The sequence below is a fragment of the Sphingomonas sp. QA11 genome (assembly GCF_028473665.1).
In the GTDB taxonomy this organism is placed as follows: Bacteria; Pseudomonadota; Alphaproteobacteria; order Sphingomonadales; family Sphingomonadaceae; genus Sphingomonas; species Sphingomonas phytovorans.
In genome coordinates this window covers 93,633-106,284 of record NZ_CP098774.1, presented here as the reverse complement: position 1 = coordinate 106,284, position 12,652 = coordinate 93,633, and the positions used below count along the sequence as shown (strand labels likewise).

General features: G+C 66.0%; 11 protein-coding genes. 3 read left to right on the top strand and 8 right to left on the bottom strand.

Features of this window, described 5'->3' with window-relative positions; all coding sequences use genetic code 11:
- Nucleotides 1-148: 148 nt before the first annotated feature.
- From NDN01_RS00540 to NDN01_RS00505, 8 genes are all read right to left on the bottom strand, one after another.
- Nucleotides 149-2,170, bottom strand: a complete 2,022-nt coding sequence (locus tag NDN01_RS00540; protein WP_272628429.1) for an acetyl-CoA carboxylase biotin carboxylase subunit — start codon at nt 2,168-2,170, stop codon at nt 149-151.
- A gap of 150 nt (nt 2,171-2,320) precedes the next feature.
- Nucleotides 2,321-2,677: a lysozyme inhibitor LprI family protein gene (locus tag NDN01_RS00535; RefSeq protein ID WP_272625195.1), complete on the bottom strand. Its 357-nt coding sequence runs from the start codon at nt 2,675-2,677 to the stop codon at nt 2,321-2,323.
- On the bottom strand, nt 2,668-3,795 hold the full coding sequence (bioB, locus tag NDN01_RS00530) for a biotin synthase BioB (protein ID WP_272625194.1): 1,128 nt from the start codon (nt 3,793-3,795) through the stop codon (nt 2,668-2,670). The genes NDN01_RS00535 and bioB overlap by 10 nt, the downstream gene beginning before the upstream one ends.
- Nucleotides 3,792-5,933, bottom strand: a complete 2,142-nt coding sequence (gene scpA / locus NDN01_RS00525) for a methylmalonyl-CoA mutase (RefSeq protein WP_272625193.1) — start codon at nt 5,931-5,933, stop codon at nt 3,792-3,794. Before scpA ends, bioB begins: the two co-directional genes overlap by 4 nt.
- An 88-nt stretch (nt 5,934-6,021) precedes the next feature.
- Nucleotides 6,022-6,804 (bottom strand): enoyl-CoA hydratase-related protein, encoded by a 783-nt coding sequence (locus NDN01_RS00520; protein ID WP_272625192.1) that lies wholly within the window; start codon nt 6,802-6,804, stop codon nt 6,022-6,024.
- Nucleotides 6,804-7,229 (bottom strand): methylmalonyl-CoA epimerase, encoded by a 426-nt coding sequence (gene mce / locus NDN01_RS00515; RefSeq protein WP_272625191.1) that lies wholly within the window; start codon nt 7,227-7,229, stop codon nt 6,804-6,806. Before mce ends, NDN01_RS00520 begins: the two co-directional genes overlap by 1 nt.
- Nucleotides 7,226-7,759 (bottom strand): hypothetical protein, encoded by a 534-nt coding sequence (locus NDN01_RS00510; protein WP_272625190.1) that lies wholly within the window; start codon nt 7,757-7,759, stop codon nt 7,226-7,228. Before NDN01_RS00510 ends, mce begins: the two co-directional genes overlap by 4 nt.
- 80 nt (nt 7,760-7,839) lie before the next feature.
- Nucleotides 7,840-9,366, bottom strand: coding sequence for an acyl-CoA carboxylase subunit beta (locus NDN01_RS00505; protein ID WP_272625189.1), 1,527 nt, complete (start codon nt 9,364-9,366; stop codon nt 7,840-7,842).
- Nucleotides 9,367-9,579: 213 nt separating this feature from the next.
- Here NDN01_RS00505 and NDN01_RS00500 point away from each other — a divergent pair, with 213 nt between their 5' ends.
- From NDN01_RS00500 to NDN01_RS00490, 3 genes are all read left to right on the top strand, one after another.
- A complete protein-coding gene (locus tag NDN01_RS00500) occupies nt 9,580-10,968 on the top strand; it encodes a helix-turn-helix domain-containing protein (protein WP_272625188.1) in 1,389 nt (462 codons plus the stop codon).
- A 225-nt stretch (nt 10,969-11,193) separates the two neighbouring features.
- On the top strand, nt 11,194-12,120 hold the full coding sequence (locus NDN01_RS00495; RefSeq protein ID WP_272625187.1) for a DMT family transporter: 927 nt from the start codon (nt 11,194-11,196) through the stop codon (nt 12,118-12,120).
- 210 nt (nt 12,121-12,330) lie between these two features.
- Nucleotides 12,331-12,642 (top strand): pentapeptide repeat-containing protein, encoded by a 312-nt coding sequence (locus NDN01_RS00490; RefSeq protein ID WP_272625186.1) that lies wholly within the window; start codon nt 12,331-12,333, stop codon nt 12,640-12,642.
- Nucleotides 12,643-12,652 lie beyond the last annotated feature (10 nt).

Below are 12,652 nucleotides of genomic sequence, written 5' to 3'. Positions count from 1 at the left end.
CGACATGAATTCGTACCGTTGCGACCGCCCGCCGGACTTGTTCCGGGATCGGGCGCACGGTGCATCACGAATTCACGACACTATGGAGCCGCCGACGCCCGGACAGTCCCGGCATGATGCCGGGACTTCGCCGGGTCGTCGCGAATAGCTATTCCATCTCCAGGATCACGGCGTCCACCGCCAGGCTGTCACCCGGCGCCGCGTTGATCGACTTGACCCTGCCACTCTTCTCGGCGCGCAGGATATTCTCCATCTTCATCGCCTCGACCACGGCGAGCGGCTGGCCCGCCTCGACCTTGTCGCCCGCCGCGACGTCGAGCCGCATCAGCAGCCCCGGCATCGGCGCGAGCAGGAATTTCGACAGGTCGGGCGGAATCTTCTCGATCAGATGCTTCGCGAAGGGCGCGACATGCGCGGGGAGCACGCGGGCGCGATGCGAGGCGCCGCGCGTGGTCAGGCGGAAACCGGCACTGGCACGGGCGATCTTCACGATCAGCAGCGCGTCACCGATCTCCGCCTCGATCACGCGGTCGCCCGGCGTATATTCGAGCGCGATATCAAGCTCCTCGCCATCGACGACGATGCCGTCAGTGGAGATCGCCACCGCATGGTCGGCATCGCCGATCTTCACCACCCAGTCGGACGGCGGCTGGAGCCGCTTGCCGAGTTGTCCGTCGATGCGTCGTGCGCGATCGGCCTCGGCCGTCGCGGCAAAAGCGGCGATGGCGGCAAGGCTGCGGATCAGATCGGGTGAGGCCGGGGCGCCATGGAAGCCGTCGGGATATTCCTCGGCGATGAAGCCGGTGGTCAGCGCGCCGTCGCGGAAGCGCGGATGCTGCATCAGCGCGGAGACGAAATCGAGATTGTTGCCCGGCCCCTCGATCTCGAACGCATCGAGCGCCGCGATCTGCGTGTCGATCGCCTCCTCGCGCGTCGGTGCCCAGGTAATCAGCTTCGCGATCATCGGGTCGTAGAACATCGAGACCTCGCCGCCCTCGCGCACGCCGTCATCGACGCGGACATAGGCGTCGCCGTCGGTCGCGACCGGGCCGTAGGCAGGCCGTGCGTCCTCGGGCGGATCATAGCGCACCAGCCGCCCGATCGACGGCAGGAAGCCGCGATAGGGGTCCTCGGCATAGACCCGGTTCTCGATCGCCCAGCCAGTGAGCGTCACATCGTCCTGGGTGAAACCAAGCGGCTCGCCCGCCGCGACTCGGATCATCAGCTCGACCAGGTCGAGGCCGGTTATGCACTCGGTGACCGGATGCTCGACCTGGAGCCGGGTGTTCATTTCCAGGAAGTAGAAACCCTGGCCGGTCTTGTCCGCGCCGGATACGATCAGTTCGACTGTGCCGGCGGAATAATAGCCGACCGCGCGGGCCAGCGCGACGGCCTGCTCGCCCATCGCCTTGCGCATTTCCGGCGTGACGAAAGGCGATGGCGCTTCTTCCACGACCTTCTGGTGGCGGCGCTGGATCGAGCATTCGCGCTCGCCGAGATAGACGATGTTCCCGTGCTGGTCGCCCATCACCTGGATTTCGATGTGGCGCGGGCTTTCGATGAACTTCTCGATGAACACGCGGTCGTCCCCGAAGGACGCAAGTCCTTCCCGCTTGGTCGCCTCGAAACCCTCGCGGACATCCTGCTCCGAATAGGCAAGCCGCATGCCCTTGCCGCCGCCGCCGGCCGAGGCCTTCATCATCACCGGATAGCCGATCTCCGATGCGATGCGCACCGCCTCCTCGGTATCGGCGATCTCGCCCAGGAAACCGGGCACGACATTGACGCCGGCTGCCTTGGCCAGCTTCTTGGATTCGATCTTGTCGCCCATCGCGGCGATCGCCTTGGGCGGTGGCCCGACGAACGCGATGCCGGCCTCGGCACAGGCCTTCGCGAAGCTCTCCCGCTCCGACAGGAAGCCGTAGCCGGGATGGATGCAGTCAGCGCCAGTCTGCTTCGCGGCGAGCAGGATCAGGTCGGCGAGCAGATAACTCTCGCCAGCCGGCGGCGGCCCGAGCCGTACCGCCTCGTCCGCCATCAGCACATGCGGGCTGCGGGCATCGGCATCGGAATAGACGGCGACCGTCGCGATCCCCATCTTCTTGGCGGTGCGCATGACGCGGCAGGCGATCTCACCGCGATTGGCGACCAGGATTTTCTTGAACATCAGCTACCCCAAAAACCTTCGTCACCCTGAACCTGTTTCAGGGGCCATGCGCGGTCAGTTGACCCGGGATCGTCGCTCTCCAGACGGGTGACCGCGCCTGGATGCCGAAACAAGTTCAGCATGACGGTGTGTATCGTGGCGTCTTCCGCAACGTCACCCTCGCCACATCAGCGACTTGAGTTGCGCCGTGCGCTCCGAGGTCAGCCGTGTCCGGCAGCCCGCGATCGTCATCGATTGCATCGATCCCCCGGCGAACTCGCCGCCCTCGATGACGCATTCGGTGTCGCGGAACTTCAGCCAGGCGCGCTGGCTTTCCAGCAGCGCCGCGGCATAGCCGAAGCCACCGCCGCGCGAGCCGTTCTGCGCGTCCCGGCCCTTCATATAAGCGAGGGTCGCCCGCCACACCCGGGTCATCTCGGTATCAGCCCGGGCATAGGCGGTCCCCGCAGATTGAGTCATCTGCGTCTGGGTCTGCGGAGCTGCGATGAGGAGCGCGATGGTCAGCAGCATGTCTTTTCCTTCCGCATCGGCTCCTCGCCTTCCATTGGCACCAGGCCGAGCTTGGCGAACAACGCGGCGTCCGCACCGCCGCCGGCATTGCCGGTGGTCAGCAGCTTCTCGCCGGTGAAGATCGAGTTGGCGCCCGCCATGAAGCAGAGCGCCTGGGTCGCGTCGCTCATGCTCTCACGCCCGGCCGAGAGGCGGACCATCGACAGCGGCATGGTGATGCGCGCGACCGCGACGGTACGGACGAACTCGATATCGTCGATCTTCGCCAGCGGCGTGTCGGCCAGCATGTCGCCAAGCACAGTGCCCTTGACCGGCACCAGCGCATTGACCGGCACGCTCTCCGGATGGCGCGGCAGGGTCGCCAGCGCATGGACGAAGCCGACGCGGTCGGCGCGGGTCTCGCCCATGCCGACAATGCCGCCCGAGCAGACATTGATGCCGGCCTGGCGCACGGTCTCCAGCGTATCGAGCCGGTCCTGGAAGGTCCGCGTCGTGATGATATCGCCATAATGTTCGGGCGAGGTATCGATATTGTGATTGTAGTAATCGAGCCCTGCCTTGGCGAGTTGGTGCGCCTGGTGCGGCTCCAGCATGCCGAGCGTCATGCACGTCTCGAGGCCCATCGCCTTCACGCCCTCGACCATCGCGACGACCGCGCCCATGTCGCGGTCCTTGGGGTTGCGCCACGCAGCGCCCATGCAGAAACGCTGCGAGCCCGCTGCCTTGGCCTCGGCGGCGGCGGCGAGGACCGCCTGGACCTCCATCAGCTTTTCGGCCTTGAGCTCGGAATCGGCCGAGGCCGACTGGGAGCAATAGCCGCAATCCTCGGGACAGCCGCCGGTCTTGATCGACAGCAATGTGCAGAGCTGCACCTCGCCCGCCGCATGATGCGCACGGTGCACCTCGGCCGCGCGAAAGACGAGCTCGGTGAAGGGGAGATCGAACAGCGCCGCGATTTCCTGGCGGGTCCAGTCGGTACGAAGCGGCTCCCCCTCCCGCTTGCGGGAGGGGGCTGGGGGGTGGGCGCCCGGCTTCAACGAATCTTCCGTCTGAGGATCGCGCGAGCCCACCCCCGGCCCCTCCCGCAAGCGGGAGGGGAGTTCAAAAGTGTCACTCATTCAGCAGCTTCCTCGATCGGAGGCAGGTTATGCCCCAGCAGTTTCAACACGTCGCCGGCCGCGTTGACCAGATTGGTCCCGGGGCCGAAAATCCCCTGCACGCCGGCGTCGCGCAGATATTGATAATCCTGCGCCGGTATAACCCCGCCGGCGATCACCTTGATGTCGCTCCGGCCAGCCTCGCGCAGATGGCCGATCAGTTCCGGGATCAATGTCTTGTGCCCCGCCGCGAGCGACGACGCGCCGACCACGTCGACATCCGACGCAATGGCCAGATCGGCGGCCTCCTTCGGCGTCTGGAACAACGGCCCCGGCACCACCTCGAAACCGAGATCGCCGAATGCCGATGAGACGAGGTTCGCCCCGCGATCATGCCCGTCCTGCCCCATCTTGGCGACGAGCAGGCGCGGTTTGCGGCCCATGCGGTGGGTGAGCGAATTCACCCCGTCGAGCAGCCCGAGCCAGCGCCGGTCGAACTCATGCGCGCCGCCATAGATGCCGGAGACCGGCGTCGGCTTGGTGCCGTAGCGACCGAACACATCCTCCATCGCCTGGCTGATCTCGCCCAGCGTCGCGCGCTGGCGGGCGCATTCGACCGCGAGGCCGAGGACGTTTTCGCTACCCGCCGCGCCCTCGCGCAACGCATCGAGCGCCGCCCGGCATTTCGTCTCGTCACGCCCGGCCTTGGATTTCCTGATCCGCGCGATCTGCGATTCCCGCACCGCGACGTTATCGACGTCGAGGATGTCGATCGCATCCTCTTCGGCCAGCTTGTACTTGTTGACGCCGACGATCACGTCCTCGCCCATGTCAACGCGCGCGGCGCGCCCGGCGGAGGCTTCCTCGATCATCGCCTTCGGCCAGCCAGCCGCCACCGCCTTCGCCATGCCGCCTTCGGCCTCGACCCGCTCGATGATCTCCCAGGCCTTGTCGTACAATTCCTGGGTCAGGCTCTCGATATAATAGCTGCCGCCAAGCGGATCGACGACATGAGTCATGCCGGTCTCTTCCTGCAGCACGATCTGCGTGTTGCGCGCGATCCTGGCGGAGAAATCGGTCGGCAGCGCGATCGCCTCATCGAGCGCGTTGGTATGCAGCGACTGCGTGCCGCCGAGCATCGCGGCCATCGCCTCGATCGTGGTGCGGATGACGTTGTTGTACGGGTCCTGTTCGGTCAGCGACACGCCGGATGTCTGGCAATGCGTGCGCAGCATCTTGGAGCGCTCGTCCTTCGCGCCGAGATCGGTCATCACCCGGTGCCAGAGTTTCCGCGCCGCGCGCAGCTTCGCGACCTCCATGAAGAAGTTCATGCCGATCGCGAAGAAGAAGCTCAGCCGCCCGGCGAACGCGTCGAGATCGAGCCCCGAGGCCATCGCCGCCTTCGCATATTCGCGCCCGTCAGCAATGGTGAAGGCAAGCTCCTGGAGCTGCGTCGCTCCGGCTTCCTGCATGTGATAGCCGGAGATCGAAATCGAGTTGAACTTCGGCATATGCCGCGACGTGTAGCCGATGATGTCCGAGATGATCCGCATGCTCGGCTCGGGCGGGTAGATGTACGTGTTGCGGACCATGAACTCCTTCAGGATGTCGTTCTGGATGGTGCCGTCGAGCTGAGCCTGCGAAACACCCTGCTCCTCGCCCGCGACGATGAAGAAGGCGAGGATCGGGATCACCGCGCCATTCATCGTCATGGAGACCGACATCTTGTCCAGCGGAATGCCGTCGAACAGGATCTTCATGTCGTCGATCGTGTCGATCGCGACACCAGCCTTGCCGACATCGCCGGTCACGCGCGGATGATCGCTGTCATAGCCGCGATGCGTGGCGAGGTCGAAGGCGACCGACAGGCCCTTCTGCCCCGCGGCAAGGTTGCGGCGATAGAATGCGTTGGAAGCCTCGGCGGTGGAGAAGCCGGCATATTGCCGGATCGTCCAGGGCCGGCCGGCATACATCGAGGCCCGTACCCCGCGCGTGAACGGCGCGAAGCCGGGCAGGCCGGGGTCGATATCGGCAACGTCCTCGGCGGTGTAGAGCGGCTTGACCGCAATGCCTTCAGGCGTGTGCCAGGTCAGGTCCTTGCCCTTCACCTCCTTCGCGGCGGCGGCGCTCCAGGCGTCAAGGGTGGGTTTGTCGGTCATACCTGTTCCCCGGCGAAGGCCGGGGCCCAGTATCGGGCCGCTCGTGCCTGGGCCCCGGCCTTCTCCGGGGAACAAGAATAGCTTGTCATCACGCCCCCCGGAACTCGGGCTTGCGCTTCTGCAGGAAGGCGATGCCGCCCTCCATCGAATCCGCCGATCCGCGCGCGGCGCGCTGGTTCTCGGCCTCGCGCAGCATCGCGGTGGCGTAATCGACCTCGAGCGCATGGGCGAGGCCGCGCCGCATCAGGCCGAGCGCGACCGTCGGCCCCGCCGCAAGCCGCTCCGCCAGCGCGAACGCCTCGGCATCGAGTGCGTCATCGGCCGTGACCTTGTGGATCATGCCCCAGTCCAGCGCCTTTGCCGCGGGAACCCGCTCGCCGAGCATCATCATCTCGGTCGCACGGGCCTTGCCGATCAGCCGGGGCAGCATCCAGCTTGCGCCACCATCGGGCACGAGGCCGATATTGACGAAGGCCTGGAGGAAATAGGCGGTCTCGCTCGCCACGCAGAAATCGGCGGCGAGCGCCAGGCTGCACCCGATCCCCGCCGCCGGGCCGCGCACCGCGCTGACCACCGGCACGCCGAGATCGGCGACCGCCTCGATCGTCCGGTTATAATGGTTGGTCAGCGCCTGATAGGTCGCCTCGCCCGGATTGTCGGACCCCAGCGCGCCACCCGCGACGTCGGCGCCCGAGCAGAAGGCCCGGCCCGCCCCCGCGAACAGCACCGCCCGCGCCCCGTCAAGCGCGCCAAGCGCATCGCGCAGTTGGTCGAACATCGCGGGGGGCGCCGCATTGAGACGTTCCGGCCGGTTGAGCGTGAGGACAAGAACGTCGCCGCGCCGCTCGCTCAGGATATGCTCATAGGCCATTAGTGGCTCCCCTCGCCCTTGGGCGTTTCCATGATCTCGGTCAGCACCCCGCCCATGTCCTTCGGGTGGACGAAGAAGATCGGCGTGCCGTGCGCGCCGATGCGCGGCTCGCCCAGCACGCGCGCGCCCTTGGCCTCGAACCAGGCCTTTGCCTCCTGGATGTCGGGCACTTCGTAGCAGAGATGGTGCTGCCCGCCGGCCGGATTCTTGGCGAGGAAGCCGTTGATCGGCGACGTCGCGTCATATGGCTCGATCAGTTCGATCTGCGTGTTGGGCGTGTCGACGAAACATACCTTCACGCCCTGCGCGGGCAGATCGAACGGCTCGTGGATCCTGGTCGCCCCCATCACGTCGCGATAGAAGGGGATCGCATCGGCGATCGACGGCGTCGCCACGCCGACATGGTTGAGGCGACCGATGATCATTTGGACGCAGCCGGGGCGGGAGCAGGCGTTCGCGTCGGGACCTGGCCGAGCACATAGCCGCAGGTCTCGAGCACCTGCTTGATCGGCGTGTCGCTGGGCGGACCGGCGAAGGTCGCGTCGACCGCGTTGTTCATCGGATCGATCACGCGCAGCTTGATCTCCTTGGCATGCGCGATCGCCGAGGCGAGCGTGGTCACCACCTGATCATCGGCGACATAGGTGCCCTTGCCCGGAAATTCCCAGTTGGTGCCGAGCGGCGATCCGCCATCGACCTGGATCGACACCGGTCGCGGCGTCGCGGCGGCGAACGGCAGGCTCGGGATGAACTGGATCGAGACGATATTCTCCGTGCGGCGGTCGCAGCGAACGACAAGCTGGCCATTGCCCTCCCGCGAGGCAGCCCAGACCTTGCCCGATTTCGCGCCGGTCGCGGGGTCGGACTGCAGGCGCGGCGTCCAGGGAGCGGCGGGTGCTGGTGCAGCGGCAGCCGGCGCGGCTGCCTGAAGGGCCATGGTCAGGAAAAGGATCATGCATCACCTGTCATCTGTTGAGGGCCTTTACCTGCGCCCAAGCCGGCATTGAGCGCAACAGCCTCGCGCAACGACACACCTCAAAGCGGTATGTTGTCGTGCTTCTTCCACGGATTCTCGATGCTCTTGCCGCGCAGCTTGCGCAGGCCTAGCGCAATCCGGCGGCGGGTCGAATGCGGCTGGATCACCTCGTCGATGAACCCCTTCGACGCCGCCACGAACGGATTGGCGAATCGTGCCTCATATTCGGCGGTGCGCGCGGCAATCTCTTCCGGGCTCTTGCCGCGGAAGATGATCTCGACCGCGCCCTTCGCGCCCATCACCGCGATCTCGGCGGTCGGCCAGGCATAGTTGAGGTCGCCGCGCAGATGCTTTGATGCCATGACGTCATAGGCGCCGCCATAAGCCTTGCGCGTGATGACGGTGATCTTGGGCACGGTCGCCTCGGCATAGGCGAAGAGCAGCTTCGCGCCGTGCTTGATGATGCCGTTCAGCTCCTGCGCCGTCCCCGGCAGGAAGCCCGGCACATCGACGAAGGTGACGATCGGGATCTCGAACGCGTCGCAGAAGCGCACGAAGCGCGCCGCCTTCTTGGACGAATTGATGTCGAGGCAGCCGGCCAGCACCATCGGCTGGTTAGCGACCACGCCGACGGTGCGGCCCTCGATCCGGCCGAAACCGATGATGATGTTTCCGGCATGAGTCGGCTGGACTTCGAAGAAATCGCCCTCGTCGACCGTCTTCCGGATCAGCTCGTGCATATCGTAGGGCTGGTTGGCCGAGGCGGGCACCAGCGTGTCGAGGCTGTTCTCGATCCGGTCCCACGGATCGGAGCAGGGCCGCTCCGGCACCGCCTCGCGGTTCGACGCGGGCAGGAAGTCGACGAAGTCACGGGCCGCGCGCAATGCCTCGATATCGTCATCGAAGGCGATGTCGGCGACACCAGACCTGGTGGTATGAGTCACCGCGCCCCCCAGCTCCTCCTGCGTGACGATCTCGTTGGTAACGGTCTTCACGACATCCGGCCCGGTGACGAACATGTAGGAGCTGTCCTTCACCATGAAGATGAAGTCGGTCATAGCCGGGCTATATACCGCGCCGCCGGCGCATGGCCCCATGATGAGCGATATCTGCGGGACGACGCCGCTGGCCAGAACGTTGCGCTGGAACACCTCGGCATAGCCGCCGAGCGAGGCGACGCCTTCCTGGATTCGCGCGCCGCCCGAATCGTTCAGGCCGATCACGGGCGCGCCGACCTTCATCGCCATGTCCATGATCTTGCAGATCTTCTGCGCGTGCCGCTCGCTGAGCGAGCCGCCGAACACGGTGAAATCCTGGCTATACACGAAGACGAGCCGGCCGTTGATCGTGCCCGAGCCGGTCACCACGCCGTCGCCGGGGATGACCTGGTCGGGCATGCCGAAATCGACGCAATTGTGCTCGACATACATGTCGAGCTCCTCGAACGACCCCTCGTCGAGCAGAACCTGCAACCGTTCGCGCGCGGTGAGTTTGCCCCGTGCGTGCTGCGCCGCGATCCGCTTCTCGCCACCGCCCATGCGGGCGGCCTCGCGGCGGCGCTCAAGCTCCTCGATCGTCGACGACATGGGGTACTCCGGTACTGGGGAGCATTTCTCTTTCAAGCCGCGGGGCGTTTTGCAAATGTGAATTTGCGAAGTTGCGAAGGGATGAGGTGTGAAGTACTTTCCGGACAAAGGCCGCGGTCCGGTCGGGAGCCCTTGCTCGGGGAGCCGCGCGCATCACCACTTCGACCGTCCCAACTCGACCCCGGCCTTCGCCGGGGAAGCAGGATAAGCAGCATGCCCCGCACCCCACGCCTCTACGCCGGCGAACAACTCCGCGCTCTCCGTCGCAGCGCCGGGCTCAACCAGGCGGCGATGGCGGCACGGCTGGGCATTTCAGTGAGCTATCTTTCCCAGCTCGAAAGCGGCGACCGCCCGCTCACGCCCTCGGTGACCGCCGCCCTGCGTCGCCGCCATCCCGGCGCGCTGATCGAAAGCGAGGCGCCGGCCATGCGCCTGAGCGGCCTGACCGCGGCGTTGGCCGACCCGCTTCTTCCCCCCGCCCCGCCGCCCGAGGCGATCGAGCGACTCGCCGAGGAACGGCCCGAGATCGCCGACCGCATCATCACGCTGCACGCCGCCGTGCGCGCGGCCGAGGAGCGGCTTCAAATCATCGAGGAGAGCATGACATCGGGCATCTCCGGCGCGGGGGCCCGCATGCCGTGGGAGGCGGTGCGCGACTGGTTCCATTTCGCCGGCAATTATGTCGACCCGCTCGACCGCGCGGCCGAATCGCTGGCGGAGCAACTGGGCCCTGACGAGGTGGCGCTGGTCGCACGGCTCGCCACCCACGGCATCGCCATCGTCGCCGCGCCCGACGAGGCGGCGCCGCTCCGCGCGCTCGACCGCCAGCGCGGCACCCTGTCGCTCAACGGCGCGATGCCGCCCGAGAGCCGCCGCTTCCTGATCGCGCACCAGCTCGTCGCGATCGAGTTCGCCGGCGCGATCCAGGAGATCGTCGACGGAGCATCGGTATCAAGCCCGGAGGCGCGCAACCTGCTGCGCATCGGCCTTGCCAATTATGCCGCCGGCGCCCTGACCATGCCCTATGGCCGATTCCGCTCCACCGCGCGCCAGATGCGCCACGATATCGACCGGCTGTGCCGCCGCTTCGGCGTCAGTTTCGAACAGGCCTGCCATCGCCTCTCCACGTTGCAGCGCTCGGGGGCCGAGGGGATCCCCTTCTATTTCTGCCGGGTCGACATGGCCGGCAACATCACCAAGCGGCATTCGGCGACACGGCTCCAGTTCGCCCGCTTCGGCGGCGCCTGCCCGTTGTGGATCGTGCACGAAGCGGTCGCCATTCCCGACCGGATCGTGGTGCAGCATGCCGAGACACCCGACGGCGTGCGCTACGTCTCGATGGCGAAGGGCCTGGTGAAGCCATCGGGCAGCTTCACCCGCAGCCCGCGCCGCTACGCGGTGACGCTCGGCTGCGAGGCGGAGCACGCCGCCGACTTCGTCTATGCCGACGCGCTCGACCGGACGGCACCGCCGATCCCGATCGGCATCTCCTGCCGGCTCTGCCCGCGCGACGATTGCGACCAGCGCGCCTTCCCGCCAGCCGACCGCGACATCGCGGTCGACCCCGATCTCCGCGGGACGGTGCCATACCGGGTGGTCTAGCGCACCGGCTTCGAAATCCGTTCCCCTGTTTCTGGTCGTGTCGAGCGAAGTCGAGATACTTGGACTGGCCGCAGCGCAGGTTTCTCGACGTCGCTCGAAACGAACGGCGTTGGGTCGATGTCGTCCAGGCAAAGCACGAAAAAGCGACTCCGGCCGCCATGGCTGGCCGAACCGCCTTGCGTGCGGTAACCCGCTCACCCTTCACGACCGGGCGGGAAAGACAGCATGCAAGACAACCCCGCCCCGACTGCCCGCGCCACCCTGAACGCCTATATCTTCCTCGCCATCGTCATGCTGTTCTGGGCCGGGAACGCGATCGTCGGGCGTGCCGTGCGCGACGATATCCCGCCCTTCACCCTCGCGCTGGTGCGCTGGGCTGGCGCCACCGCGATCCTGATGCCGTTCGCCTGGCGGCGGCTGCGCGCCGATGCGCCGGTGCTACGCGCGAACTGGCGGATCGTGCTGCTCCTCGGGCTGCTTGGCGTCGCCGCGTTCAACGCCCTCCTCTATTCCGGCCTGCGCCACACCACCGCGACCAATTCGATGTTGATCCAGGCAGGGATCCCGGCAATGGTCGTGCTGTTCGCACGCCTGATCTTTCGTGAACGGGCGGCGTTGCTTCAGGTGCTCGGGGTCATCGCCTCGACGGTCGGCGTAGGCTGGGTCGTCTCGCGGGGCGATCTCACGACCCTGCTCCATCTCCAGCTCGGCACGGGGGACTTGCTGATCCTCTGCGCGATCGTGGCGTGGTCACTCTATACCGTATTGCTACGGCTCAGGCCCGGCGTCGATCCGCTGAGCTTCCTGGCGGCCACCTTCGTCATCGCCACGCTCACCATGCTGCCGCTGGCGGCGCAGGAATGGTTGAACGGCGCCTCGGTCACCTGGCGCCCCTCGACGATCGGCGCGTTCGCCTATGTCGCGGTGCTGCCGTCGCTGATCGCCTATTCCCTCTACAATCGAGCGGTCGGCACGCTCGGCGCTGGCCGGGCCGGACAGATGATCGCGCTGATGCCGCTGTTCGGCGCCCTGCTCGCCGCCCTTCTTCTCGGCGAGGCGCTCCACGCTTTCCACTTCTGGGGCATGGCGTTCATCGTCGCCGGCATCCTGCTCTCGGCGATCGCCGGACAAGGCCGCCCGGCCAAAGGCTGACGATCCCGAAGTCTATCGGGCCGAGGACATGATTAAAACCACTATGGTTCAAATTGTCAGCTCGTACAGGCACCTACGGGTAGCCTGACAGTCTGGACTCCAGTCATCCGCCTGTGGCATTGGGCCCGCAACAGATCACCCGCTTGTAGATCTGACGATTCGGGCCGCGCCAAACAATCGCCTCTGTTCGCAGAGGCAGCGGAGGCTCGAATGCAAAAAAGCGACACCCGGCAAAAGCCGCTATTGTCCCCCAATATGATCTGCATTGCACAGGATGCAACCAGCTCTACCTTCAGCAACATCACGGCGGGTCACTCCATTTTTGGAGCATCCAATTTTTTCAACTCCGCCTTTCATCGCAGCAATTTCGAAAGCACCCATTTCAGCGCCTGCGAATTCGATGGCGCCGTCATTGAGAATTGCTCGTTGCGCGCCGTGCAATTGAAGAATTGCGATGTCGATGGGCTAGTGATCGACGGCATCAACATTGGCTCGCTGCTTAAACTTCTGCTCGTGAAATAAGGAGCGAAAC